The organism is Chitinophaga sp. YR573, from assembly GCF_900110995.1.
In the GTDB taxonomy this organism is placed as follows: Bacteria; Bacteroidota; Bacteroidia; order Chitinophagales; family Chitinophagaceae; genus Chitinophaga.
The window spans coordinates 189900-216255 of sequence record NZ_FOJF01000002.1; the positions used below are offsets into that span (position 1 = coordinate 189900).

The 26356-nt window shown below is 40.0% G+C and carries 21 protein-coding genes; 14 read left to right on the forward strand and 7 right to left on the reverse strand.

Annotated features, from left to right (window positions below):
• Window position 1: 1 nt before the first annotated feature.
• A complete protein-coding gene (gene glk / locus BMW86_RS20800) occupies window positions 2-1015 on the reverse strand; it encodes a glucokinase (RefSeq protein WP_089783873.1) in 1014 nt (337 codons plus the stop codon).
• A 127-nt stretch (window positions 1016-1142) separates the two neighbouring features.
• Between glk and BMW86_RS20805 the strand changes: the two genes are divergently transcribed.
• The 6 genes from BMW86_RS20805 (at window position 1143) to BMW86_RS20830 (ending at window position 6673) form a co-directional block, all read left to right on the forward strand.
• The gene (locus tag BMW86_RS20805; RefSeq protein WP_089783874.1) at window positions 1143-1589 is read left to right on the forward strand and encodes a VOC family protein; all 447 of its coding nucleotides are present in this window, start codon (window positions 1143-1145) and stop codon (window positions 1587-1589) included.
• Window positions 1586-1945: an iron chaperone gene (locus BMW86_RS20810; RefSeq protein WP_089783875.1), complete on the forward strand. Its 360-nt coding sequence runs from the start codon at window positions 1586-1588 to the stop codon at window positions 1943-1945. Before BMW86_RS20805 ends, BMW86_RS20810 begins: the two co-directional genes overlap by 4 nt.
• A 176-nt stretch (window positions 1946-2121) precedes the next feature.
• Window positions 2122-2688: a YceI family protein gene (locus tag BMW86_RS20815; RefSeq protein ID WP_177189339.1), complete on the forward strand. Its 567-nt coding sequence runs from the start codon at window positions 2122-2124 to the stop codon at window positions 2686-2688.
• A 10-nt stretch (window positions 2689-2698) separates the two neighbouring features.
• Entirely contained in the window at window positions 2699-4084 is a 1386-nt protein-coding gene (locus tag BMW86_RS20820) for a hypothetical protein (RefSeq protein ID WP_089783877.1), read from the forward strand.
• An 8-nt stretch (window positions 4085-4092) separates the two neighbouring features.
• Entirely contained in the window at window positions 4093-4668 is a 576-nt protein-coding gene (locus BMW86_RS20825; RefSeq protein WP_089783878.1) for a YceI family protein, read from the forward strand.
• Window positions 4669-4783: 115 nt separating this feature from the next.
• Complete coding sequence (locus BMW86_RS20830; RefSeq protein ID WP_089783879.1) at window positions 4784-6673, forward strand: amylo-alpha-1,6-glucosidase; 1890 nt, start codon at window positions 4784-4786, stop codon at window positions 6671-6673.
• A gap of 33 nt (window positions 6674-6706) precedes the next feature.
• Here the strand turns inward: BMW86_RS20830 and BMW86_RS20835 are convergent, their stop codons facing one another.
• Window positions 6707-7567, reverse strand: a complete 861-nt coding sequence (locus BMW86_RS20835; RefSeq protein ID WP_143056644.1) for a hypothetical protein — start codon at window positions 7565-7567, stop codon at window positions 6707-6709.
• A 155-nt stretch (window positions 7568-7722) separates the two neighbouring features.
• On the opposite strand from BMW86_RS20835, the gene BMW86_RS20840 reads away from it, so the two are divergent.
• Window positions 7723-9348 (forward strand): cellulase family glycosylhydrolase, encoded by a 1626-nt coding sequence (locus BMW86_RS20840; protein WP_089783881.1) that lies wholly within the window; start codon window positions 7723-7725, stop codon window positions 9346-9348.
• Between the two features lie 452 nt (window positions 9349-9800).
• On the forward strand, window positions 9801-10076 hold the full coding sequence (locus tag BMW86_RS20845; protein ID WP_089783882.1) for a hypothetical protein: 276 nt from the start codon (window positions 9801-9803) through the stop codon (window positions 10074-10076).
• A gap of 56 nt (window positions 10077-10132) precedes the next feature.
• Here the strand turns inward: BMW86_RS20845 and BMW86_RS20850 are convergent, their stop codons facing one another.
• The 4 genes from BMW86_RS20850 to BMW86_RS20865 all read right to left on the reverse strand — a co-directional run bounded on the left by BMW86_RS20850 (window position 10133) and on the right by BMW86_RS20865 (window position 18196).
• A complete protein-coding gene (locus tag BMW86_RS20850; protein WP_177189340.1) occupies window positions 10133-12571 on the reverse strand; it encodes an alpha/beta hydrolase family protein in 2439 nt (812 codons plus the stop codon).
• Window positions 12572-12772: 201 nt separating this feature from the next.
• The gene (locus BMW86_RS20855; RefSeq protein ID WP_143056645.1) at window positions 12773-13480 is read right to left on the reverse strand and encodes a hypothetical protein; all 708 of its coding nucleotides are present in this window, start codon (window positions 13478-13480) and stop codon (window positions 12773-12775) included.
• A 20-nt stretch (window positions 13481-13500) separates the two neighbouring features.
• On the reverse strand, window positions 13501-14859 hold the full coding sequence (locus BMW86_RS20860; RefSeq protein WP_177189341.1) for a RagB/SusD family nutrient uptake outer membrane protein: 1359 nt from the start codon (window positions 14857-14859) through the stop codon (window positions 13501-13503).
• Between the two features lie 67 nt (window positions 14860-14926).
• Window positions 14927-18196, reverse strand: a complete 3270-nt coding sequence (locus BMW86_RS20865; protein WP_177189342.1) for a SusC/RagA family TonB-linked outer membrane protein — start codon at window positions 18194-18196, stop codon at window positions 14927-14929.
• Window positions 18197-18420: 224 nt separating this feature from the next.
• Here BMW86_RS20865 and BMW86_RS20870 point away from each other — a divergent pair, with 224 nt between their 5' ends.
• Window positions 18421-18942, forward strand: coding sequence for an RNA polymerase sigma factor (locus BMW86_RS20870; RefSeq protein WP_177189343.1), 522 nt, complete (start codon window positions 18421-18423; stop codon window positions 18940-18942).
• Window positions 18943-18998: 56 nt separating this feature from the next.
• Window positions 18999-20090 (forward strand): FecR family protein, encoded by a 1092-nt coding sequence (locus BMW86_RS20875; RefSeq protein WP_089783888.1) that lies wholly within the window; start codon window positions 18999-19001, stop codon window positions 20088-20090.
• A gap of 9 nt (window positions 20091-20099) precedes the next feature.
• Here the strand turns inward: BMW86_RS20875 and BMW86_RS20880 are convergent, their stop codons facing one another.
• On the reverse strand, window positions 20100-20576 hold the full coding sequence (locus tag BMW86_RS20880) for an Lrp/AsnC family transcriptional regulator (protein ID WP_089783889.1): 477 nt from the start codon (window positions 20574-20576) through the stop codon (window positions 20100-20102).
• Between the two features lie 103 nt (window positions 20577-20679).
• On the opposite strand from BMW86_RS20880, the gene BMW86_RS20885 reads away from it, so the two are divergent.
• From BMW86_RS20885 to hydA, 4 genes are read left to right on the forward strand one after another with little or no spacing between them, the layout of a single operon-like run.
• A complete protein-coding gene (locus tag BMW86_RS20885; protein WP_089783890.1) occupies window positions 20680-22137 on the forward strand; it encodes a CoA-acylating methylmalonate-semialdehyde dehydrogenase in 1458 nt (485 codons plus the stop codon).
• A gap of 30 nt (window positions 22138-22167) precedes the next feature.
• Complete coding sequence (locus BMW86_RS20890) at window positions 22168-23520, forward strand: aminotransferase class III-fold pyridoxal phosphate-dependent enzyme (RefSeq protein ID WP_089783891.1); 1353 nt, start codon at window positions 22168-22170, stop codon at window positions 23518-23520.
• A gap of 9 nt (window positions 23521-23529) precedes the next feature.
• A complete protein-coding gene (locus BMW86_RS20895; RefSeq protein WP_089783892.1) occupies window positions 23530-24999 on the forward strand; it encodes an NCS1 family nucleobase:cation symporter-1 in 1470 nt (489 codons plus the stop codon).
• The gene (hydA, locus tag BMW86_RS20900) at window positions 24983-26353 is read left to right on the forward strand and encodes a dihydropyrimidinase (protein ID WP_089783893.1); all 1371 of its coding nucleotides are present in this window, start codon (window positions 24983-24985) and stop codon (window positions 26351-26353) included. The genes BMW86_RS20895 and hydA overlap by 17 nt, the downstream gene beginning before the upstream one ends.
• Window positions 26354-26356 lie beyond the last annotated feature (3 nt).

Genomic DNA, 26356 nt, shown 5'->3' on the forward strand with positions numbered 1-26356 from the left:
TCTATTCATTAGGATTTACGGCATACCATGCAGCTCCTAATAAGGCTGTTTTATCGTTTAAAATGATCTTTACAGGGATATCTTCCAGCACATGTTTCATCCTTCCAAAATCATGGAACCATCTGATAAAAGTATGTGCATCGAGATATTTTAAGTTCTTGGGCATAATGCCTCCACCTATAAAAATCCCTGCCGTTGCTTTTACTTTCAGGGCAAGATTGGCGGCTTCTATCGCCAGGTATCTCATGAAAAGGTTCATGGTTTCTGTACATATAGGTACAGAAACTGCATTCTCACTGATGAGGGCAGAGGCATCAGCATGCGCCAGCATTTTATCTGTCAGCCAGGCGGGAACGTCCATTTCTTTCACATCCCTCAGAAACTCATAAATGGTAAGGATACCAGGGCCGCTGAGTAACCTTTCCCAGCTTACATGCCCGAATTTCTTTTTCAGGTAGATAAACATGTCAATATCCAGGGTGGTACGTGGTGAAAAGTCGCAGTGTCCGCCTTCTGTAGGGAAGGGGTGTGCTGTTGTGCCGTCCCAGTATAAGCCTGCTTCACCCAGTCCGGTACCAGGGGCAATGATACCCCAGTTACCCGGCGTATGCTTCCCTTTATGTACGATATGAATGTCTTTGTCTTCCAGCACGGCAAGGCCATAAGCGGTTGTTTCCAGGTCATTGATCAGATGAACGGGGATGTTGTTGTATAAACCGGAAATCTGTTTGCTGTCAATTCCCCAGGGCACATTCGTGATTTGTACTTTTCCGTTTAAAACGGGACCGGCTACTCCGAAACACATCCTGTCAGGCGTTTTATCTCCTGCTAAGAAATCCGAGATCATCTTGCCCAGATCATCGTAACTTTTTGTCCGGTATTTATTTTCTTTTAAGAGAGAGAAGGTTTTACCATCATATTTGTATGATGCGAGGTTTGTCTTTGTTCCGCCTATATCTCCCGCTAAGAGGATACAGGGTTGTTGAGCCGTACTAGTCCTTATTGGAATAAGCATGTGATACCTATTTTAAATGAATCTACGATTTATTACGTTAAACTGTCGCAATATACCCTTGAATTTGTCGCTTCCGCACCTCTTGTCTCCCGAATAGTAAAGGTAAGTTTGCTTTAAAATAAACTGTATGCAAAAGATCACCCCGTTCTTATGGTATGATGATAACGCTGAAGAAGCTATAAACTTTTATACGACTGTTTTTAAAGATGCAAAGATCGACTCTGTGCATCGTAATGGCGAAAAGTTATTCACCGCTACTTTCCATCTGCATGGGCAGGAGTTTATGGTCATAAATGGTGGCCCAATGTTCAAATTCACAGAGGCGATTTCGTTGTTCGTCAAATGCAAAGATCAGGAAGAAGTAGATTATTTCTGGGAAAAACTTTCCGAAGATGGTGTTAAGAGCCGTTGTGGCTGGCTAAAAGATAAATTTGGCTTATCATGGCAGGTCGTGCCGGATAACCTGGAAAAACTGTTATATAACGCAGATCCTGCCAAAGCACAGAAGGTAATGGAAGCATTGATGAAGATGGATAAGCTCGTTATTAAGGACCTGCAAGACGCAGCAAAATGATGACGGTCCTGGAATATATAGCCAAACAGCCGGAGCCATTCAGAAGTAAACTGGAAGAACTACGTGCTTTAATTCTGTCTGTGGCTCCGGATGCTACTGAATCCGTCAGTTATAAGGTACCCTGTTTCAGATACCTGTACTGGCTGGTAGGCATGGGTGTAACAAAGAAGTATTGCAGCCTGTATATTATGGGTACTGCTGTAACTAAAAAATTAAAAGAGGAAGGAGTGGAAGTAGAAGGTTCTACTATTCATTTCCCACCGGATAAACCATTACCTGTGGCTTTGATAAAGAGAATTGTAAAGGATAGAATGAAAGAGAATGAGGCCAGAGCCCTGGCTAAAATGAAGAAATAGTTTTCAGGGATGATATACCTGTAAAATTATTAAGATGAGTTTAATAAGGCTCCCGCATTATGCGGGGGCTTTTTTTATGTCCGACAGCAATCATCATTATTGATGATGCACGTCATCTTCTACGTTTTACCCACGCACTACCTTGCATCAGAATTAAGGATTTAATATTTACTATTATGAAAACATCAATAGCACTCCTGTTTTTTATTCTGCTTAACGGATACGTATCAAAGGCACAAGTACAATACCAGCAAAGAAATGATTTTAACCTTACAGTAAGTGGCACATCTACCCTGCACGACTGGGAAATGAAAACCTCTAAAATAGCCTGTAATGCGACATTTACATTTTATGAAGACGGTAATCTGGGTGGTTTAACACTGCTCAACTTCACGATGCCCGCAGAAAGTCTGAAAAGCGATCATAAAGGTATGGATGATAACGCTTACCGGGCAATGAAAACATCAAAGAATCCTACCATCACTTTTAATCTTACCAATGCTACCATATCAACTGATAGTAAAAACATACAGTGTACGGGTAAACTAACTATAGCCGGTGTTACAAAAGATGTAGAGCTGGCTGCTACTGCAAAAGTAAATGCAGACAAAAGCATCAATATAAAAGGAAGTAAGAAGATCAATATGAGAGATTACAATATTGATCCGCCATCTTTTATGATGGGCGCCGTTAAAACCGGTGAAAATGTAACAATTGATTTTAACCTCACATTCAGACAATAAATATATTGATATGAAACCTAAATACTTATTACTGGCCGTTCTTCTTTCTCCTGTAACGCTGATGGCACAACAACAGCCCAGGATTGCTAACCTGAGATCTTATGATCAGAGAGGGATCAATGTTTTTGAAGATCCCAAAGATACAGCGGCCACATTCGACGGCTTAAAAGTAAAGTTTGGCGCAGGCTTCACCCAACAGTTTCAAAATCTGAAGCATAAAAACCCGGATGCATTGAATAATAATGTGGGTGCTTACTCCGGTGGAGTATCTACTCCGGGTAATAAGCTGAAAGTGATTACAGCAGGCTTCCAGACAGCACAGGCTAATCTTTACTTTGATGTGCAACTGGCAGATGGTATCCGCTTAAATGTAACTTCTTATCTGTCTTCCAAACACCATAATGAAACCTGGGTAAAAGGAGGGTATATACAGTTTGATAAACTACCTTTTAAAGGGCAGATATGGACTGATATCATGAAAGTAACCACTATCAAAGTGGGGCATTATGAAGTGAACTATGGGGATGCACATTTTCGCAGAAGTGATGGTGGACAGGCTTTATACAATCCTTTCATGGAAGGGAATATTATGGATGCTTACTCTACAGAAATTGGTGGTGAAATTTATGTGAGAAAGAACGGCTGGTTTGGAATGGTAGGCGTTACAAACGGGATGATCAAAGGAAATGTAGATTCTTTATATGCTGCAAAGAACGCAGACGGTGATCTTCATAAATCTCCCAGTATTTTACTGAAAGCAGGAGTTGATAAAAAGGTAGCAGAAGATGTACGTGTAAGGGTCAGCGCTTCTTATTATGGTAATCAGAGCAGTGGCGGGAATGTGTTGTATGGTGGTGACCGTTCCGGTTCCAACTACCAGTTTGTGATGGAGGAAAACTCTGCAAACCCCAGCAGTACAACAGGTGCGGGTACTCCGCTGGCTTTCTCCGGCCGTTTTAATCCCGGATTTAGTAAGAAAGTAAATGCCGTTATGCTGAACGGATTCTTAAAAGCAAAGGGCCTGGAACTGTTTGGTACATATGAAACAGCCTCCGGTCGTACCGCAAGCGAAACTTCCACCAGAAGTGCCAGCCAGTATGCCGTAGATGCGGTATATCGTTTCCTGAAAGATGAGAAACTGTTTATAGGGGCGCGTTATAATGCAGTAAGTGCAAGGCTGGCAGATAATGCAACCGGCACGGGGGCAGGTACCATCACTTACACAGGAGATGTGAAAGTGAACCGTTTTGCCGCCGCCGCAGGCTGGTTCCTAACCCGGAATATTTTACTGAAAGGCGAATATGTTATCCAGCAATATAAAGACTTCCCAGTGGCAGACTATCGTGCCGGTGGCCAGTTCAATGGTTATGTGATCGAAGCGGTTGTCGGTTTTTAACAGGTACTATGAATATCAGGACCTTATTGTTTCTTTTGACATTTGTTCCTTCACAGGAAAAGGTGAGATGGGTAGCTAAAGGGGGGACATTAAAAGTGGATGGTACTACCAATGTGAATAAGTTCAGCTGTCAGGCAAAAGACTATCATCATCCTGATACCCTTACATTTTATCCTGCTCCCCAGTCTGTATTGATGTCCGGATGTGTAAAGCTGCCTGTAATGAGTTTTGATTGTATGAACGGCGCTATGACCGACGGATTACGGAAGGCGTTACATGCAAAGGAGTTCCCCCGCCTGAGTATTACCTTTTTATCACTGGAAAAGTATCCTGTGCTTAAATCCGCAGAAGAGAACATCAGAGGGATGGTGAACATTGAAATGGCAGGTGTTTCAAAAAAGGTGACCGTGAACTACCGTGTTTTTATGGATGATCAGCAGGTAATACATCTGATAGGTAATCAGACAATTCTATTTACGTCTTTTGGATTGACCCCTCCGCGGAAGCTGGGAGGGATGATCAGGGCAGATGATCAGCTGCAGGTGGAGTTTCATATCAGTTTTGTCATTGTTTCCGATCCTTAGTAAAGATCACGATAGCTAAGTTGGATAAAATTTAGTTAATGTACAGGCCGCTGTTTGCGCATTATTAAATCTTTAAGTGCTGTGTAAACTTCTCTTAAATGGCTAACTTTAATATATGGGTATAGATAAAATGTTGATGCAGGATTTAGCTTATGCAACTTCGAGGGAGTACCTGGTGGTATCTTATGCCGGAGGTTATGCAGCAGCGACTATCTCAGGATGTAATACGAGGAAATATCATGGGCTGCTGGTAGCACCACAGCCTCAGCTGGACGGAGATGATCATGTATTATTGTCTGCACTGAATGAAAAGATCTCATACAACAATAACGTGTATTCTCTGTCGGTACACCGTTATCCCGGAGAATACAATCCGGATGGACATGCACTCATTGCCATGTTTTCAGCAGATCCTGTACCATGCTGGACATTTAAAACAGGAGATACTGTTATTACAAAAGAGTTGTTGATGGATGAATCAGAAAACCGTGTCTCTATACGATATACATTAAAGGAAGGCCCTTCATCTGTTTCATTACAGCTACAGCCTTTTGTAGCATTCAGGAATATGCATACAATAGGGAAAGCCAATTCATTTGCCAATCTTTCTGTAGATACAATTGATAATGGTGTGCAGATGAGATTGTATGAAGGTTATGATCCTCTTTTTATGCAGGTAACAGGAGATGCTGCCTTTACAAATAATGGTTACTGGTATTACAATGCAGAATATGCGGTAGAACAGGAGCGGGGATATGAATCTCATGAAGACCTGTATTCCCCCGGGCATTTTGAAGTAACACTGACCAAAGAGCAGGCTGTTATATTTACAGCAGGATTATCTCTCAATAATAAGTTTAGTTTTAAACTGCCTGCGTCTGCAAATACGATGAAAGAACGTTTGCTGAAAGCAGCAAAACAGTTTATCATCAACACAGACCATGGTGTTGCTATCAGGGCCGGTTATTACTGGTTTGGCAGTTGGGGAAGGGATACCTGTATCGCGCTACCCGGATTAACATTACTCACGGGTAATGTACCGGTGTTTGCTCAGGTGGTAGAAACCTTAGAAGCTGGTTTGAACAATGGTTTATTGTCTAATGCAGGAATAGGTAAACATGCTTTATATAATACGGTAGATGCTTCTTTATGGTTTGTATGGAGCTTACAGCAGTATAATGTAAAGATCTGGGCTACCTATAAAGAAGCGCTTTCCAATATCCTGTATAGTTACCGGCAGGGTACTATGTTTGGTATAAGGATGCTGGACAACGGCTTGATTACTGCCGGAGAAGAAGGTGTAGCGCTTACCTGGATGGATGCTGTTATTGGCGGGGTACCTGTAACTCCACGCAGGGGTGTAGTGGTAGAAATAAATGCACTGTGGTATAATGCCGTTTGCTTCTGCCTGGAAGCTGCCCGTAGTGAAGGTGATGAGGCATTTGTGAAGGAGTGGGAAGTTTTACCTACAAAAATAGCTGCTTCATTTATAGATGTTTTCTGGAATGAGGAGAAACAATACCTGGCAGATGTGGAGAATGACTGGTCGGTGCGTCCCAACCAGATCTTTGCGGTATCGTTACCTTTTACGCCATTGAAACCTCATATGCAGAAGGCAGTGGTGGATAAGGTACGGAATGAGTTGCTGACACCACGTGGTTTGCGTACTTTATCTCCTTTGGATGAACGTTACACGGGGCATTATGCCGGAGATCAGATGAGCCGCGATCATTCCTATCATCAGGGAACGGTATGGCCCTGGTTACTGGCACATTTTGCAGAAGCATATTTACGTACAGACGAAGAAGCTGCATTGCCCTTATTAAAAGAGTTGTATGACGGAATGTCTGCTACGCTGGAAGAATGTTGTTTATATTCTGTACCGGAAGTGTTTGATGGCAACTTCCCTTATAAGGCGGGAGGGGCTGTGGCACAGGCATGGAGTGTCGCGGAGTTAATCAGGATGGAACATATTATCAATACATACAAAAGGCCTGTCAGTTGACAGACCTTTTTTTTTATATAATGGATGAAAGGCTTAGCGATGATGAATCTTACTTAATTTATAACTGGCGCCCAATTGAACACTCTCTGCATGCTCAGTTGCATTTATTTGTGTGAACACAGTGAACTTAGGACGTGAATACTGGAATGTGGTAGAGAAATATAAAGGCACCACATAAGTTGTTCTTAAATCAGATTTTCCTAATTCAATTGTTCTATACAAAGATGTTCCTAAAGCCCATTTTATACCAAAAGCATTTTGTCGTTTCTTGAAAACCAGTTCACTTGTTAATCCTATATATCCATAGTGATCATTCTTTGAGATCGCAGTAGCTGAAGAATCCGGCATGCTTTTTCTGAAATCCAGATAATCACCCCACTCTTTTCCTATAGATGTTTCTATTCCAAGAACTCTCCATTCATGTCCTCTGCGAAATGGCATTACAAGATTTATTCCCCCTACCAGTCCTGCTCCTGCAAAGTATTTATGCCCTCCCAGTATTTTACTCAAATCTGCATTTGCGTAATTGCCGTAATAGTGAAGGGAGTCGAAGCGGGTTACTTCATAAGTCCCAGTCGTAAAAGAGGCCCCATAATAAGCCTGAAAATACTTAGATGTATGGCTCCTGTGAAATGAGAACTGAAAAGCTTTCAGATTATCTGTCAGCTGCTTCTCATAGCCATCACCGTCATATGTATAATATTGATTGTTTGGTCTGCCGGCTGTAAATGTAGCGCTGAAATAAGTAGCAGATTTTGCAGAATCGGCTAGCAATGGTTTTGCATAATAAGTAGTAGCATTTCCATTGAACGGACTTAAATAATAAGATCTTCTTGCACAACTACTAAAGACAACCGGTACCAGTAAAAAAATTAGGGTAGAGTTTCTATTCATGGAGAGTTATTAGGTTATCAGCAAATTAATACATTCCGCAAGACGAAGTATGTATTACATGGAATTTAACATATTTTAAAGGTGATGTTAATATTTTATAAAAATTGCTTTTGGGTTGTAACATTTAGCAGTATCTTTTAGTTCAATTAACCGTTATGAAGAAAATTCTGTTGCTGTTCTTATTGCTGATCCCTTGTACTGGCCGTAGTCAGGGATTTTTACATACTTCAGGTACAAATATTGTCAATGCGCAGGGGAAGAATGTGTTGCTGCGTGGAATGGGTCTTGGTGGCTGGCTGCTGCAGGAAGGGTATATGCTGCATGTTCCGGGAGAAGGGCAGCAGCATAAGATCCGTGCAAGGATTGAAGCGCTGATAGGGGTAGACAAAACCAACGCTTTTTATGATGCCTGGATCTCCAACAATACTACTCATACAGACATCGATTCCCTGAAAGCATGGGGGTTTAATTCTGTACGCCTGCCTATGCATTATAACATGTATAAAGGGTTTGTACTTATAGATACGCTGCTTTCCTGGTGTAAGGCAAGAGGGATGTACCTGATCTTAGACCTGCATGCCGCTCCGGGTGGACAGGGAAATGACCTCAATATCTCCGATCGTGATGGCACTAAACCTGCTTTATGGGACAATGAAGCTGATAAGCAGAAAACGATTGCCCTGTGGAAGAAGATTGCGGCCCATTATAAAGACGAACCTAACATCGCCGCATATGATATCCTCAACGAACCTAACTTCGGATTTGATGACCCTGTAAACGATAAAAACGGTATCAAAGAGCAGCATAATATCCCCCTTAAAAAACTCATGCAGGATATTACGGCAGCGATCCGCGAAGTCGATAAGAAACATATCATCATCATTGAAGGCAATGGCTGGGGAAACAACTACAATGGCATTCTCCCTCCCTGGGATAATAATATGGTGCTGAGTTTTCATAAGTACTGGAATGCGAATGACCTGCATGCTATCCAGCATATCCTGGACTTCCGTAAAAAGTATAATGTACCTGTATGGCTGGGAGAAACCGGTGAAAATTCTAATGTATGGTTTACTGAGGCGATCCGTCTCTTTGAACAGAATAACATTGGCTGGTCCTGGTGGCCATTGAAGAAGATGGGGAACAGCAATCCTTTAGAGATCCTTTCGAACGATGGTTATCAGCAGATCCTGAACTACTGGAATGGCAAAGGGGACAAACCTTCAGAGGCCACTGCTTTTACCGCTTTAATGGAGCTGGCCTCTGCCAGTAACATCAGTAATAACATCCTGCACAGAGACGTCATAGATGCGATGATGCGCCAGCCTTATTCATCTCAGACCAGGCCATTTGCTGCCAATATCATCACCGACCACACCACCATACAAGCCGTTGACTATGACCTGGGCATTAACGGTGCTGCCTACTACGACCTGGATACGGCCAATTACCGGCTTTCCAACCCCAAAATGACCATTGGTAACCGTGGCCGGGCATATCGCAATGATGGGGTGGATATTGCTGCTGTAAAGGATAGCGCAGACCGTTATTATGTAACGAACATCGAAAGAGGGGAGTGGTTACAGTATACTGTTTCCGTAAAGAAAAAGGGCAATTACACAATACAGCTGGTCACTACCGGCAAACTAAGTATTGCTGTTGCCGGTAGAACTGGTGCAATTATCAAAAACGTACCTTTAAATGCCGGGAGCCTGAAATTGAAAGTACGTGCAGAAGAAGGAGGAGGAGATTTCAAAGCAATTAAGTTCGATCGTAATTAGAATACACATGAAATCGGTATCTCCAAAGTTAATTACGCTATCTACTAAATAACATTGGTGCCTGCTGCTGTATTTTTGAATTCGAAAGCGACTTTTTTTATTTACTGCATTGTATCTGTAAACTAAAGAAAACTGTAAGACAATATGCCATTGCCAATACCATTACAGATAACCCGAGTTTACATTCGTTTTAATCAATCTCTTTGATGGCTTAAGGTCGAAGCCTATCAGAAAACTTATGTTTAAATCTGTTTAAAAACTCCTTAAACAGATATAGATACTACTATGTATTTAAGCTAAAAATATTATAAGATTTTAAGTTGTTAACAACGGGCTGCCTATGCTTGCAAGAATGGGTAGTAATTAATGGGGTAGCTGAAAACCATTGAAAGAGTAAGCGTGTTACTTAACTTAAAAAGTTTAGCCTTTTGGTTTATAAAGGCCAGTATTTTATGAAAAAAGCAAAATTCGCATTAGCGTTAATCACAGTATTTGCAATAGCAGGTGGAACCCTGGCATTGAAAGCAAACAAACGTGGATTAGGTCGTGTATACTGTCCAACTACTACGAACCCGGCTGCATTAGCTATTTCAACTGTTAATTATGTCCCATTTATAGTTTCAGGCGCTGCAACAACCACTAAACCTTGTGCATTGACTACTAATTATGCAACAACCACTACTACAACTGCTGGCCTATTTGGTACAGTATATTCTACCATACAATAAATTTAGAATCTCAATAATTCTAAACTTTTGCGGGATTCAGCTTGAATCCCGCATTTTTATTTACTTTTTTCAAATCCAGGATCAATACCTTTAAGTCTTGCATTAATTCCATCTGTCATCCATTTAGGTGCGATAGAATCTTTAAGATAGTGGTCGAAGAATTGTCCAAGCCTGATTGTATAATCAATTCCCCCTCCCTGATGTCCTCCATTCTCATATTCAAGTAACCAGGCTTTCTTTTTCAAACGGCGTAAAGCCAGAAAATACTCAATACCCTGTTGTGGAGGAACTGAATTATCATTTTTTCCAACCATTAGTAACAGGGGCGTTGTTACTTTATTCGCCTGGAAAAAAGGGGAGTTTTTAAGGTATAAGTTGAGTTTGTTCCACGGAGTTCCGCCTATTCGACATTGATAACTTTCTGTCATATACCGGTTATAGCTACTCAGGCTGTATATACTACAAAAATCTACAGGGCCGGATGCCGATGCTGCTGCTGTAAAAGCATGGGCCGCTGTTACCAGATAATTTACTTCATACCCTCCAAAACTGTGGCCTTGTAAGCCCGCATGGTGAACATCTATCCAGGGGTTATTACTTAAATATTTCAAGGCACTCATCACAGAATTATATGCGCTCGCCCCTGGCTCTCCAATTTTGTAATAAATATCCGGACGAAATACTATATAACCATTACTAACAAAATAAGGAATATTCATATCTCCACTGGATTGTTCAAAGTCATACCAGTAATTTAATTCATTGGCCACTCTTTCATATAGAAAGAATATAATGGGATATTTTTTATTGGGATCAAAATTTTCAGGTTTATATAATATTCCTTCTGCAGGTTTACCATCGGGCAGCTTCCATTTAACCAATTCTGAAGTCATCCAGTTATAATCTTTTTGAGGTTCATTATGACTGATCTGAACATAATCTTTAAAATCCTTTGTATAGAAAAAGTTAGGAGCATCGGTTACACTGGATCGCCGGATAATATATGCGTTTGTATCAAGGGCCTTTACAGGAGGATAATCGTACAGTAATTGTGAGTTTGGTGAGATAAGACCTACATAATCTAAATGTTTACCCATAGATAGTTGTATAGGGTTCTTCTTTTTATCAGCATCTATACTATAGAAGCCATTTTCTTTATTGTTAAGATTAAAAGCACTTAAGATTAAAGAACCGTCCTTTAGGTATTTATCTATATTCCATTTTGTTTCAATAATTCGAAAAACAATATGATTTTTCTTACCATAACCATTGGTGATGTTTATGGGGGACCTGATCCCTAATGGATCTATTTGCCATATATCATATCGATCATAAATAAGTACGGCACTATCATTTTGTGACCATATAAAACTCCTGGATGCATAGTAGGACGGTACACGAGGATGATCTCCTTCTACATCATATAAAGGCTCTTTAATAGATTGGGATACATTTACAGTATTACCTGTTTTAATATTATAAGTGAAATATTGTCTTTTTTCAGCATCATAATATAATACATATGACCTGGATAAACTGCCATTGTCAAGAATCATATCTTTTTTGACAATTTTACGCGTACTGTTTTTTATATTAAATAAGTAAAGGGAAGATCGCATATCCCTTAGCCAATCGCTATCATAATTAAAATTTGTTTTAATGAGAATGTTTTCATCGATATTATTATTGTCGAAGCTGGATGCTACACTTTCATTTTCACTGGTGAATCTTACAACATGACCATTCTTTTTTTGAATTACAGCCTGGTAATAGTTTGTAAGATCTTTTAACTGATCTTGCTGTATTATCTTATCATTATAATGCCAGACATTAACGGTGTTATCAGTAGTTGGGGGTGGAGAGATTAATTCAAAAAATATATAATTACCGTCCTTACTAAATTTAGGCGCACTATTATTTAGTAACATACCCTTTTCCATGCCGGTTGTTTGACCATTTACAAGCACTGTTGCCTTTTCGTCTCCTTGTTTATACAGCCATAGTGTATGTATAGATTCATCTCCTTTATCCTCTTTTTCTATAAATGAACACTCTTCTGAAGTTGTATTAAATATACAATTAGAAATCTTCTTACCTTGCCATATGGTATTAATTGCATTGGTTTCTACATTTAACCATTCAAGTTCATGAGTAGTATCTGCTTTTTTCTGTAACAAAATCACCGTTCCATCATTATTACAAAAGTAATCATCAATATCTGTGTATTTTTGTTGAATGCCTGTTTGCAGATTTCTCACTATTAATTTTTGATCCTGAGAATTCAACAGATAAACCAGCGATTGGTGGTTTAGTGTAAAGGATTTTACCTGTGGAATATGCTCAATATCACCCGTTTTTAAATTCATTATACAAAGAGTATCCTGATTTTGAGTGAATATAACAAACCGGCTATCTTCTGTAAAAGTTGCTTTCCATGTATCCACATTTGGGATCTCCTTTTCCCAGTTCGGTCTTTTAATATCCTGTACAATCATCGAAGCATGATTGTCGGAGCCGAAATAATAAAGAGCATAATTCCCGTTATTACTGATTTTTATATCATTTATTCTTGTCCATTTGGAGTATAATGTATGATCAAGAGGTTTCTTTTGAGCCCATAGGTATATACTGAAAGAAAGAAGCAATATGGTTATTAAAGTCCTTTTCATATTAAGAATAGCAAACGATAGCTTAAATTATTGCCAGGTGGAAACGCCGTTTTTCATCTTTTCTAAGTTAATTTTAAATTCCTGATTTTCCGGTTCTAATTTCACCGCTTTTTCCTCAAGCGATATAGCTTCTTTATTTTTCCCTAATTTATATAATATATTGGCATTGGTATCTATCCAATTGGCTGAAGCAGGTTCCAGTTTTAAAGAATAATTACTCCATTTTAGAGCTGTATTCAGTTCATCCGTTTTATTACTATGTTCAAAAATTGACCAGGCTTTGTTATTAAGATTGAATGCACTTTTATCTGTATCATACTTTTCAACAAAGATTATTAAGTTTTTAGTGTGCTCTGCCCAGTCTTGTTTCCAGGAAGCCCATCTTACCTTTGCTCCTGTTACTGTACGATTTGCATAGTCGATATTATATTTCCTGCTAATAGTAGTGGTTATTTTATCCCAATTTGGTTTGTACTTTTCCGGATTTGTTTTTGAAAAGATGATAGGATCTATTTCTTCTTTAGCAATGATGAAATCTATCATCCCCTGTAGATAGTTGGGTATGCCCATAACAGAATCAACCTTTAATCTGTTTTTATATAGAACTTTAAAGCTGTTATCATTTGAACTTAGTACAGCGCTCATTAAGGAATCGATATTATCCTTAGTTATTATTGCTTGTGCATATATGCTACAAGGAATTAGTATGGCTATTAAGAAAGATAGAATCTTCATTATATAATATTTTATGATAACTAGTATCCATCATTCTGCTTAAGACGTGGGTTAAGTTTTATGTCAGCATATGGAACAGGGTATAATTGCCAGTTAGTACTCCACGAACCACCCTTAAGAGGAGTTACTATATTCATTATATCATTTACAGTACCATTCCTTTTCATGTCAAGCCATCTATGTCCCCATTCAGTGAATAATTCAACGCGTCTTTCTTTCATGATAGCTGAAATTAACACTGTCATCGAACTTGTACTATATTCAACTAATCCGGCCCTGGTCCTGATTTTATTCAGGTCTTCCAATCCTCCGGTTATATTCTCCTGTTGGGCACGGGCTTCAGCACGTATCAGATATTGTTCAGCCAAACGGAAAATCATGGTATATTCTGTAAGCGCTGTATCTGCCTTTGCACTTTTATATTTATAGGGATAATAATAAGTAGATGCCTCTACTTTATTTTCTCCTATCCAGTTTTCACGGCGTAGGTCATTCGACTCAAAAGAGGTTAATAAGAAGGAACTCAGATAAACAGGATGATCGTCATTATCGGGCCCATTAGTGAGTATAAATGATCTGGCATCATAAGTATTCCATGTGGGATCTACTGGCATCAATTGCCAGATTGCTTCGGTACTGGTGTTCAGGAATACTTTATTAAGATCAGTTTCTAAATTGTAAATGCCTGCGTTAATTATATTGGTTGATTGTGTTTCTGCTCCTGCCCAGTCTTTGGTATATAAATAAACCCTTGCAAGCAAGGCTGTTGCCGTCCATTTATTAGGACGAACACGTTCAGGTGTGTTACTTACGCCATCAGAAGCTATGTAATTATCAGTAAGTAGGTTTTGAGCGTCTATTAAATCACTAACAATTTGTTTGTAGACATCCGCCTTATCAGTACGGGCATTTGTTGCATTGGTTCTATAATCACTGGTAGTTGATAATGGAACATCCCCATAAAGGTTTACCAGGTAAAAATAAAAGAAAGCGCGTAAGAATTTAACTTCGCCCTGTAGTTGTTTTTTAACGGCTGATGTAAGGCTTGTGCTTTTTGCCAGACCTTCAATGGCAGCATTAACTGTTTGTAAGTATGTATATGAATTCTCCCAGATTCCATAATAATCCTGAGCGGAAAGCGCGTTTAAATAAGTTTTCTGAAGTAATATATTTGAAACACCGGGGAAAAGGGTCAGTTCATCTGAAGATAGTCCTGTACGTATTGAAATACCATTTAGCCCGCCTGCCAGTGTGTTGTCGGAAAATCTTACGTATACCCCGGTTACAGCTCCTATTGCAGTTGCATCATCTGTATAAACGGTTTCTCCTGTAATAGCCGTTTCCGGTGGATTTACTTCTGTCAGTTTGTTACATGACATGAGTATAACAATGAGCAAAAAACTGTAAAGTGAAAATTTGATATATTGAGTGCGCATGATTCAATTTTTACAAAGAAAGCTGGATACCGGCGGTTAAAACTTTTAAAGGAGGCAGTGATGTTAAACTTCTTGTTTCCGGATCTCCTCCCTGGTATTTAGTGATAGTAAATAGATTTTGTCCCTGAAGATAGACCCTCAGTTTTTGAAGGTGAAGCTTTTGAATTGTAGATATAGGGAGAGAATAGGAAAGAGAAATGTTCCTGAACCGGATGAAAGATGCATCAGAATAAGCTGCATCACTTCCGTTTGCCTTGCTATAACCATCGTAAAGTGAAAAGTCCTGGTTATAACGTTGAACAGGTGCAACATCTCCTGTTTTTTTCCAGCGATTTAATATTGTTACAGGCTGATTTCCAAAATAGAATCCGCCTGGATAATTTCCGAATTTATTATTAAGACCAATTTGTTTTATGAATTGCAATGAAATACTTAATTGAAAGTTCTTATACTCAAAATTGTTTTGAAAACCACCATAGAATTTCGGTGTCAGATTAATCGGAACTGTTAAATCTGTATAATCAGGATTAGTTGTAGTAGCGCCCTTACTATCTATAAATTGGTATTGTCCGGTTGCCGGATTGACATTTGATAAGTGATAAGTGAAAAAGGTCCCCAGTGGGTGACCTACATATTGACTATCTATACCAAGTACAGTTGGGCCAATCGAAACGAGTTTATTTTTTGTAACAGACAAATTAAATGAACTGGTCCAGCGAAAGCTGCTGGACTGAATGTTAATTGTATTGACTAAAAATTCCCATCCGCGGTTTTCTATATTTGCATCCTGGTTTGCGTCTATGGAACCAAACCCGGTAACACTTGGTAGAATATAACTTGTTAATTGATTTGATGAGTGGTTCTTATAGTAACTGATACTTGTAAATATCCGGTCTTTTAAAAAGCCTAATTCAAGACCGCCTTCCAGTTTTTTAGTTTTTTCCCATGCTAAGAGAGGATTAGATAAGTTCTGATTATACAATCCTACTATTCCCTGGTAGCTCAGATTAGTGGCATAATAAAGATCCATATAACGATAATTACCAATCTGGTCATTACCCGTTACACCATAACTTCCTCTGATCTTTGCAAAACTTAAAGATGGAATGGATTTCTGAAAGAAATGCTCATTGGAAAGTATCCATCCAATACCTAAAGCTCCAAAATTGTGAAAACGATTTTCCGGACCAAACCGGCTGCTTCCGTCCCTACGTATAGTTAAATTGATCAGGTATTTGTTTTCCCAGTTGTAATTTAACCGTCCAAATACTGCACTGTATTTGTATTGAGCAATTGTTGTTGAACTGATTGTAACAATAGGAGCGGACTTTATATCTTCCATTACTTTATCACTGATGAATTTTTCTCCATGCAAAATTTGTCCGTTATCATCACTCTGTTGGATAGTTGCCCCTGCAAGGGTCTGTAATTCACCTTTGGCAATAGTATGCTTATAAGTAATCTGTGGCTCGATAATCCATGTTTTGCTTGTGTTATTGGTAAAGTTTGACTGTCTTACATCTGAAGACCAGAATGCGGGATCAACTGAAGAATGAGGTCTTACATTGACCTCATTAAGCTGCATATTATTATAACCAAAACTTGTTTTAACCTCCAGACTTTTCGATATTTTGTAACCAAGTATTGCATTACTTATGAGATTGCTTGTCTGACTTCTGAATCTCTGTTGTAAATAGGAAAGAGGGTTTGTCCAGGTAGAATTTGCCCAGTTTAAACTGCCATCTTTGTTATATATCTCAGGAGCATTCGGGGCAAGATTAATATTATTAGTTAAATCAAATTGTAGCAATTTATTAACATCATATAAGTAATTTCCGGAAAATGTAGCAGTGAATCTTTCATCAGCAGAACTACTTGTAATATTAAAATGTACTGATGTTTTCTGATCGTTAAAGTCGCCGGGAAATACAGTAGTTTCCTTATGATATGTTCCGCCAATTAAATATTGTGTAGTTGAATTTCCACCAGATATAGAAGCTCTTGCTTCATTGTAATGGGCTGTACCTCCTATAAGTACTTTCTGCCAGTCAGTATAACGGGTTGTATCCCATTTTGTTAAATCAATATCACCACCAATCCCATTACCTATAGTTACATTATCATTTTTCAATGCTTCATAACGCATGTCGAGATATTGTCTGGTATTTAACAGATCAATTTTCCTTGTTACTTTCCCAATACCTCTTTGGATATTAACATCAACTTTTGTTTGCCCCGGTTTTCCTTTTTTTGTAGTAATCAGCACTGCACCATTAGCGGCACGGGAACCATAAATAGCTGTAGCATCTGCATCCTTCAAAATGTCAATTGACTCAATATCGTTTGGATTAATATAACTGAGCGGGCTGCCGTAAATTCCTGTGCTTTCATTTCCTGAGCCTCCTAATATACTGCCAAGATTTTTTAATAATTGTGGTGTATAGGGTACTCCATCTATAATGTATAATGGATCATTACCGTTGAAATAACTGTTTTGTCCGCGTATTCTTATTTTTACACCACTTCCTGCTAAACCAGTACTTTGTGTTATCTCCATTCCGGGAACTCTTCCTTCTAAAGCTAATAAAGGGTTATTTACGGGTTGCTTTTCTATTTCCTCTGCTTTTACTGTAACCACATCACCGGTATTAAATCTTTTGGTAGTCGTTCCATAAGCAATTATCACCATCTCATCTAGTTTTCCGACATACTCTTTCAATTGAATATTCCCTAAAGAGCCTTTTTTTTTGTAAGATATTTCCTGACTTGAATAACCAATACTCGATATAATTAAAGAACTATTGGAGCGTACATTATGTGCAACAAAGCTGCCATCAGTACCCGTGGTAACAGCATTCCTCGTCCCCTGTGCCACCACTGTCGCTCCGATAACCGGCTCCCCCTTCTCATTAGTTACCCTCCCGGTAACTGTAATGGTCGTATCTGCTTCAGTAAACGTAGATTTTAGAATTGGTTGGTTTTTGATTGCTACGATAGTAATGAACTTAGGCTCGATAGACCATTCCAGTTTTTTACCGGCGAGGATTTGTGATAACACCTCTGGAATTGTATTATTAACTGCTTTGATATTTACTTTTTGCTGGTCATCCAGTATGCTGTTCGCATAAAAGATACGTTTTCCCGTCTGCTGCTCAATTTTTTGAAAGATCTTTTGTAATGTATAGGTACCTGATATAGAAACCTTAGGTTCAATCTGTAAGCTGTAGACAGGCAGTTGTAGGTAGAGTAAGCTAATAAATAACCATATTGACAATCTCATGGTGCGACGTTGAATTGGCTGATAAATCATATTTGTCCCGTATGAAGAGCAAAAAATAAAATGGTTTGGTGACAACGGTGGAAATGAATTTCGTTAATAATTGGTTAATGGCAAATTAGTCGCTACGTTTTATATGTTACGCTATTCGGAGATAAGCAACATAAATTATACTGAGGAGTAAATAAAACAGACTCAAAATACCACTTATTATATATATGTCATGTGTGTCAGAAAATATCTTATTACAGGGACTGATAAAAGGAGATGCAAAAGCCTTTGAACAACTGTATAAAAAGGAGTATAACATCCTGTTTTCCAAAGCAATGAAAATACTGGGAGATGAGTTTAAAGCAAAAGATGCTATTAACGAAGTCTTTTTACAGCTATGGGAACGGAATACTTTCTGTAATGTGAAGGTGTCTCCCGAAGCATACCTGATGGTAATACTACACCACAAATGTATTAATATGGCCACCGCAGAAACGAAAGTAAGGGCCAGATTAAAGGATTTCGGGATAGATCTCAACAATCAGTGGGAAGAACAGCCTGAAGTGGCCCAGGAGCAGTTAAACAGGCTGCAACTGGCAACAGCGGCACTATCTGAGAGACAAAAGGATGCTATCGATAAGATCTACTGGCAACAGCTCTCCTATAAAGAAGCATCTGAACAAATGGGGGTATCAGTTAACAGCTTTAATGAACACATGAAAAGAGCCATGCAGAAATACAGAAGAGTTTTTACCTGATGTTGTCACTAAAAATTATTACATATACCTCTCTATAGAGGAACAATAAAGAATGTATGTTATATAATGAGGATAGTTCGAGTGTAGAGCGATTGTTAATTAAAAAACAACAGAACAGGATCAGTCCTGAAGAACTGGCTCATTTGGAACAACTCCTTAAAGAAAATCCGGCGGCAAAAGCCTTTGCTGAATTTTATCAGAATGAGCAGGCTGCACTGCAAAGCGATGAAGCAGTACATGCCGTATGGCAGCAACTGGAACAAAAAATGCTGCAACCTAAAACGAGCATTGTTACAATGCGTAAAATCTGGTTTGCAGCTGCATCTATATTGATAATAGTGGCTGCTTATTTAACATTCAGACAAACGCCGGAAAAAGCACAATTGATAAACCCTGTAGCTTCCAATGCTGTTATTCTTCACGTAACAGGAGGTAAGGCGATTGATTTAACCAGCAATGATGCCATCTCCACTCATTCTACTATTAAACAGTTAATGGAAGTAAGCGGCGCGGCTCAGGGCTGGAATACGATAGAAGTTCCTCCGCGACTGGATTATAAGTTGAAATTGTCTGATGGTACGGAAGTCACACTAAACTCAGTTACCAGGCTGAAATTCCCTTTTTCTTTTTCAGGAGATAAAAGAGAAGTATATATAGAAGGAGAAGCATATTTTAATATCGCTGAAAATGCAGATCATCCTTTTATAGTACATACTGATAAAGGTGATATCACCGTACTTGGAACTGAATTTAATGTAAATACGTATGTAACAGATGTGCTGAAAACTGCACTCGTGAAAGGATCTGTGAGTGTGAGCAGTAATAACAAGGTGATTCATCTTAAACCAGGAGAAGAACTGACCTGGAATAAAAATCAACATTCCATCTCCGAACTGGATGAACGCATAACACTTTCATGGATGCAGGGTGTATTATATTTCCATGATACACCATTGTCGGAAATAGCAAAGATGATAGAAAGATGGTATGCCGTTCCCGTAAAAATTGATGATGAAAAACTGGGGAGAGAAACATTTACAGGTAACCTGGAGAAGAGTCAGCCATTGGAAGATTTTCTTAAACCGATGAAAGGAATTGTGAAAATGCGCTGTTATTATCATGGTAATGTATTACACATGACCCGTTAAGCGAAATAGTTACTGTTTTAATAACATTAAATCCGGCTGGGCATATTTATACACCTTTAAATACATCGTTGTATTTGTCTGAGATACACCTTCAAATGCAGAGATCTCATTGATAAAAGCTACCAGGTGATCATTATCCCTGCACATTACATTTACCTCAAGATCGTAAGCGCCGGATGTCATGGCCAGGAAACTTACTTCAGGCATCTGGGCAATTCTTTTGGCTACCTGCTCTTTTAAGGTCGCTGGCCTTATATATATGGCAATATGGGCATAGGACCTGAACCCTACTTTGTCCGGATCAACCCTGCCCACTATGTTGATAGTCCCTTCTTCTATCAACCTGTTGAACCGCGTTCTGATGGTCCCTATAGATACTTTTAGCTTGTCTGCAATAACCGTAAATGAAACCCTGCCATCCTTTTGGAGGTGGGTTAGGATGGAGAAATCCAGGTCGTCCGGAGCGGTGAGTTTATTTTTTCCCATTGCCTGTACAGAATTTTCAGAAAATATATATTAAATGTACATTTTTTTCAGTAAATTAAAGGTATAGTATAGAATATGTACTTCTCCTCAAAACCCCCGTTATATGAAATACGAACGGATAAGAAATTTTATCAACGGTAACTTTAAACCAGTATCGTCCGCCAGGACGCTCATTATTACCTCTCCAACAGATGGAACGCCATTGGCAGAAATGCCCTGTTCATCTGCTGCAGACCTGGACGAGGCTGTGAATGCGGCAAAAGCTGCATTTCCCGCCTGGAGTAAAATGCCTATTAAAGAAAGAGTGCAGGTATTCTTTCGCTATAAATATCTGCTGGAGAAAAACCTGCAGGAATTGGCAGAACTGGTCAGTGAGGAGAACGGGAAGACAATAGGGGAAGCGATCGCAGAAGTAGAGAAGTGTATTGAACTGACTGAATTCGCCACCTCATTGCCCCAGCTGATTACGGGAGAAGTACTGGAAGTAAGTAAAGGAGTGGAATGCCGTACATCACATGTGCCATTAGGCATTGTAGCGGCGATAGTCCCTTTTAACTTCCCGGCTATGGTACCTAACTGGACCATCCCCAATGCTATTGCCCTCGGCAATTGTATGATCATAAAACCTTCTGAAAAGGTACCATTAAGTCTTACCATCATTGCCCGATTATTAAAGGAAGCTGGTCTGCCGAACGGGGTTTTTAATATTGTAAACGGAGACAGTGAAATAGTGAACGCAATCTGTGATCATCCTGATATAGAAGCCGTATCTTTTGTAGGTTCTACCAAGGTGGCTAAAATCGTTTACAGGCGTGCTACGCAAAATCTAAAACGTTGCCTTGCCCTGGGTGGCGCTAAGAATCATCTGCTGGTATTACCTGATGCCCGACCTGATATGACCGCAGCCAATGTTGCGGCATCTATGAGTGGTTGTGCTGGTCAGCGTTGTATGGCTGCATCTGCGATGATAGGAGTAGGAGCTGTCGATCATATCGTAGAAAAGATCTGTGCAGAAGCAAAAAAGATTATACCGGGGCAAAATTTAGGTGCCGTTATCAGCAGAGAATCTAAAGAAAGAATAGAAAGATATATTACAGAAGCAGAAAATGCAGGTGCCAAAATATTAGTAGATGGCAGAGGTATTACTGTAATAGGAAAAGAGAACGGCACTTATGTCGGTCCTACCGTAATTGATTATGTAACACCAGACATGGCAATTGCCAGAGAAGAAGTTTTCGGACCAGTTATCAGTATACTACGCACTGATACATTAGATGAAGCGTTGATAATTGAGAATGCCAGTCCGTATGGAAACGCCGCCTCTGTATTTACTGAAAATGGTGGTCTTGCGCGTTATGTAGCAGATAATGCCAGTGCAGGCATGATAGGGGTAAATGTAGGAGTACCCGTTCCCCGTGAGCCTTTTTCTTTTGGAGGCTGGAATGAAAGTAAATTCGGGGTAGGGGATATAACAGGCAAAAGTTCGATAGAGTTCTGGACGAAACTAAAGAAGAGTACGACTAAGTGGAACCCTGAAGCAGGGGTGAACTGGATGAGTTAGCCTAATAATATACAACCAAAATTCAATGACATGGCAGAATTAGTTGCTGTATCAAATGCACAGGAAATCATACAGGATAACCTGGACTACACCCTGTTTTCATGGAGTAAACAAAAGGGGCTTGCACCGATTGCCGTAAAACACGCAGAAGGTGTTTATCTATATGATTATGATGATAAGCGTTATATAGATTTTTCTTCCGGATTGATCAATGTAAACATAGGACATGGTAATCAACGTGTCACTGCTGCCGTCGTAAAACAAATGCAGGAAGTGAGTTATGTAACACCCGGATGTGTTACACAGGCCCGTGGAGAACTGGGGAAGAAACTGGCTGAAATTACACCCGGTAACCTGCAGAAAACACTGTTTACCGTATGTGGTGCCAGTGCTATTGAAAACGCTATCAAGCTGGCAAGATTATATACCGGCCGCCATAAAATAATTACCCGTTACCGCGCATTTCATGGGGCTTCCTATGGCGCCATGACAGCCGGCGGAGATCCAAGGAAACTGGCACTGGATTCCCAGCAGGTACCTAATATTGTTCACGTAGAAGATCCTTATTGTTACCGTTGTCCTTTTGGGAAAGAAATTACTACCTGTAACCGGGAATGCGTAAGTCATGTAGAAAGAGTCATTGAATTTGAAGGGCCGGAAAATGTGGCTGCTATTCTCATGGAAGGAGAAAGCGGTTCTTCCGGATGTATTAAATATCCACCGGATTATCTGCAAAAGATTAGGGCTATCTGTGATAAACACGGCATCCTTTTAATTGCTGATGAGGTGATGAGTGGATTTGGCAGAACAGGTAAATGGTTTGCCTGTGATCTGCATGGTGTTGTCCCCGATATGATTGCTACTGCGAAAGGTATTACAGCAGGTTATTTACCACTCGGTGCTTTGATTGTAAGTGATACAATTGCTGCTCATTTTAATGAAAATGTATTGTGGCTGGGGCTCACATATTCCGCTCACCCGGTAGCCTGTGCCGCCGGTGTGGAAGTATTGAAAATTTACGAAGATGAACACCTGATAGAAAACGCTGCTGCAATGGGTGTATATATAGAAGCAAGGATAGAAGAAATGAAAGAGCAGCATCCTTGTATCGGTGATTTCAGGAATACAGGTTTATTAGGTTGTATAGAGCTGGTGAAAAACCGCACGACTAAAGAGCCTATGGCTCCATTCAATGCCAAACCGGAAGAGATGGCTATCATGAATAAGGTGGCAGGCAAATTGAAGCAATTAGGCATGTATGCTTTCGTGCGCTGGAACTATGTGTTCATTGCACCTCCTTTAAGTATTACCAAAGAACAGGTAGAAGAAGGATTGGCGATGATTGATGAAGCTCTGTCCATTGCTGATGAATACGTAATCTAACCATAGACTATGGATACTAATACAACATTGTACAGTGAAGATCTTGCACCTGTACCTGCTTCCAAAAGGACCTGGAGCACCTGGAACTATGCGGCCCTGTGGATCAGTATGAGCTTATGTATCCCTACCTACATGCTGGCCAGTTCACTGATAGAAGGCGGTATGAACTGGTGGCAGGCTATTCTCACCATCTTCGCCGGTAATACTGTAGTGTTGATTCCAATGTTATTGAACGGACATGCCGGTGCTAAATACGGCATTCCATTCCCTGTATTTGCCAGAGCCAGCTTCGGCACAAAGGGCGCCAATATCCCGGCTATGCTGCGGGCAATTGTGGCCTGCGGATGGTTCGGCATTCAAACATGGATAGGTGGCTTTGCACTCTTCCAGATGCTGCACTTATGGATACCTGCACTGGCTACATTGCCTCCGGTATTCCCTGCGTCTTTTGGCTTGCCTACAGGGCCTGCCATTTGTTTCCTCCTGTTCTGGTTACTAAATATGTATATCATATACCTTGGTATAGACAGCATCAAAAAACTGCTGGTGTTTAAAGCGATATTTCTGCCGCTGGCAGCACTGGCATTGTTATACTGGGCTATTACGGCTGTTAGTGGTGGGCTGGGACCTATACTGACACAACCATCTAAATTTACTACGAATGCAGCCTTCTGGGCTTTCTTCATACCCGGACTAACAGCCATGGTCGGCTTCTGGGCAACACTCTCCCTGAATATACCGGACTTTACAAGATATGCTGTTAACCAGCGCGCACAGATAAAAGGACAGGCATTAGGTTTGCCCTCATCCATGACATTATTCTCATTCATAGGGGTAGTGGTTACTTCCGCTACTACCATTGTATATGGTGCTACCATCTGGGACCCTGTAGTGCTGGCCGGTAAGTTCGAAAACAAAATACTGGTGAGCTTTGCCATGATTGCGGTAGCCATATCTACACTGGCTACCAACATCGCCGCAAATATTGTAAGTCCTGCGAATGACTTTGCCAATCTATCCCCTGCCAGGATCAATTTCCGCACAGGTGGATACATGACTGGTATTATCGGTATCCTTATTTTCCCATGGAAGCTGGTAGCCGATCCTTCCGGATATATTTTTACCTGGCTGGTGGGATATTCCAGTTTATTAGGACCAGTAGGCGGCATTATGATCGCTGATTATTACCTGGTACGCAAACAGGAATTAGAAGTAGATGAACTGTATAAACCAGGAGGCATCTATAGTTTCACTAATGGTTTTAACCGGTATGCACTGATCACATTATTGTTAGGCATACTTCCCAATATTCCCGGTTTTCTGAAAACGATAGGACTGATATCACCGGATGCTGTACCACAATGGTTATCCGGCATATACAGTTATGCCTGGTTTGTAGGATTCTTTGTATCGGGGATCAGTTATTATATCATTACTACTATCACTAAAGAGAAAGTTAATTATGTCACTGCTGATTAAAAACGGAAGGATCATTACAGCTACGGACGACTATATCGCAGACATCTTCATAGAAGGAGAGGTCGTTACTGCGATTGGTAAAAACCTGTCTGTAAAAGCAGACCAGGAAATAGATGCATCCGGTATGCTGGTAATGCCTGGTGGTATAGATCCACACGTACATCTCGATATGCCTTTTATGGGCACCTTTTCCAGTGATACACATGAAACGGGTACCAGGGCTGCATTACATGGCGGCACAACTACCGTGATTGATTTCGTATTGCAGAAACAGGGGCATTCATTAAGAGAGGCATTGAATGAATGGAATGGCAGGGCAGATGGAACAGCCGTAGGTGATTACAGTTTTCATATGGCAGTCACTGATTTTAATGAACATACCAAAAAGGAAATAAAAGAAATGGTGGATGAGGGGATCACCTCTTTCAAAACATTTATGGCGTATAAAGGCGCACTGATGATTGATGATAGTCAGATGACAGCATTAATGCAGGAAGTGAAACAGCAGGGCGGAATGGTGACTGTACATGCCACAAATGGGGATATGATTGATTACCTGATAGCTAAACATAAAAGCGAAGGGAAATTATCTCCCCGTTATCATTATCTCTCTCAGCCGGAAGTGACAGAAGCGGAAGCTTCCGGACGTTTTGCTGATATTGCAAACTACACAGGATGCACTGCTTACATTGTACATCTCACCTGTGAAGGTGCATTGAATGCAGTACGCAATGCTACCAAAAGGAATCAGCATGTATTTGTAGAAACCTGTATCCAGTATTTGCTGCTGGATGATTCTTATTATGAAAGGGATTTTGAAAGCGCCAAATGGGTAATGAGCCCGCCTTTGCGTAAGAAAAAAGACCAGGATACTTTATGGGCGGGCATTAACCAGGGACTGGTAAATATAGTAGCAACAGACCATTGCCCGTTTATGTGGAAACAAAAACTGATGGGTGCGGAAGACTTTTCCAAAATACCGAATGGTCATCCTGCCATAGAAAACAGGATGGAATTACTGTATAGTGAAGGAGTACATAAAAAGAAGATTTCACTCAATAAATATGTAGAGATCACTTCTGCAAATCCTGCAAAAATATTCGGCATGTTCCCGCGTAAAGGCACCATTGCACCAGGCAGTGATGCGGATATCCTCATTTTTGACCCGGAGAAAAAACATGTGTTATCTGCATCTACGCATCATATGAACGTGGATTATTCCGCTTATGAAGGATGGGAAATAAACGGAAAAGTAAAGACAGTTTTATTGAGAGGGAAAATAGCAATAGATAATGGTGAATGCCTGGTGCCAAAGGGCTATGGTAAATTCATTAAACGTAAAAAAGTAAATTAAATC

What these genes read in the sequence shown, in the direction of transcription:
- BMW86_RS20865 (WP_177189342.1), bottom strand. Translation starts at nt 18,196, where the DNA reads ATGAGATTGTCAATATGGTTATTTATTAGCTTACTCTACCTACAACTG.
- BMW86_RS20885 (WP_089783890.1), top strand. Translation starts at nt 20,680, where the DNA reads ATGAAATACGAACGGATAAGAAATTTTATCAACGGTAACTTTAAACCA.
- BMW86_RS20890 (WP_089783891.1), top strand. Translation starts at nt 22,168, where the DNA reads ATGGCAGAATTAGTTGCTGTATCAAATGCACAGGAAATCATACAGGAT.
- BMW86_RS20860 (WP_177189341.1), bottom strand. Translation starts at nt 14,859, where the DNA reads ATGTCATGTAACAAACTGACAGAAGTAAATCCACCGGAAACGGCTATT.
- BMW86_RS20835 (WP_143056644.1), bottom strand. Translation starts at nt 7,567, where the DNA reads ATGAATAGAAACTCTACCCTAATTTTTTTACTGGTACCGGTTGTCTTT.
- BMW86_RS20855 (WP_143056645.1), bottom strand. Translation starts at nt 13,480, where the DNA reads ATGAAGATTCTATCTTTCTTAATAGCCATACTAATTCCTTGTAGCATA.
- BMW86_RS20875 (WP_089783888.1), top strand. Translation starts at nt 18,999, where the DNA reads ATGTTATATAATGAGGATAGTTCGAGTGTAGAGCGATTGTTAATTAAA.
- BMW86_RS20810 (WP_089783875.1), top strand. Translation starts at nt 1,586, where the DNA reads ATGATGACGGTCCTGGAATATATAGCCAAACAGCCGGAGCCATTCAGA.
- BMW86_RS20880 (WP_089783889.1), bottom strand. Translation starts at nt 20,576, where the DNA reads ATGGGAAAAAATAAACTCACCGCTCCGGACGACCTGGATTTCTCCATC.
- BMW86_RS20805 (WP_089783874.1), top strand. Translation starts at nt 1,143, where the DNA reads ATGCAAAAGATCACCCCGTTCTTATGGTATGATGATAACGCTGAAGAA.
- BMW86_RS20895 (WP_089783892.1), top strand. Translation starts at nt 23,530, where the DNA reads ATGGATACTAATACAACATTGTACAGTGAAGATCTTGCACCTGTACCT.
- BMW86_RS20825 (WP_089783878.1), top strand. Translation starts at nt 4,093, where the DNA reads ATGAATATCAGGACCTTATTGTTTCTTTTGACATTTGTTCCTTCACAG.
- hydA (WP_089783893.1), top strand. Translation starts at nt 24,983, where the DNA reads ATGTCACTGCTGATTAAAAACGGAAGGATCATTACAGCTACGGACGAC.
- BMW86_RS20815 (WP_177189339.1), top strand. Translation starts at nt 2,122, where the DNA reads ATGAAAACATCAATAGCACTCCTGTTTTTTATTCTGCTTAACGGATAC.
- BMW86_RS20830 (WP_089783879.1), top strand. Translation starts at nt 4,784, where the DNA reads ATGGGTATAGATAAAATGTTGATGCAGGATTTAGCTTATGCAACTTCG.
- BMW86_RS20845 (WP_089783882.1), top strand. Translation starts at nt 9,801, where the DNA reads ATGAAAAAAGCAAAATTCGCATTAGCGTTAATCACAGTATTTGCAATA.
- glk (WP_089783873.1), bottom strand. Translation starts at nt 1,015, where the DNA reads ATGCTTATTCCAATAAGGACTAGTACGGCTCAACAACCCTGTATCCTC.
- BMW86_RS20820 (WP_089783877.1), top strand. Translation starts at nt 2,699, where the DNA reads ATGAAACCTAAATACTTATTACTGGCCGTTCTTCTTTCTCCTGTAACG.
- BMW86_RS20850 (WP_177189340.1), bottom strand. Translation starts at nt 12,571, where the DNA reads ATGATTGTACAGGATATTAAAAGACCGAACTGGGAAAAGGAGATCCCA.
- BMW86_RS20840 (WP_089783881.1), top strand. Translation starts at nt 7,723, where the DNA reads ATGAAGAAAATTCTGTTGCTGTTCTTATTGCTGATCCCTTGTACTGGC.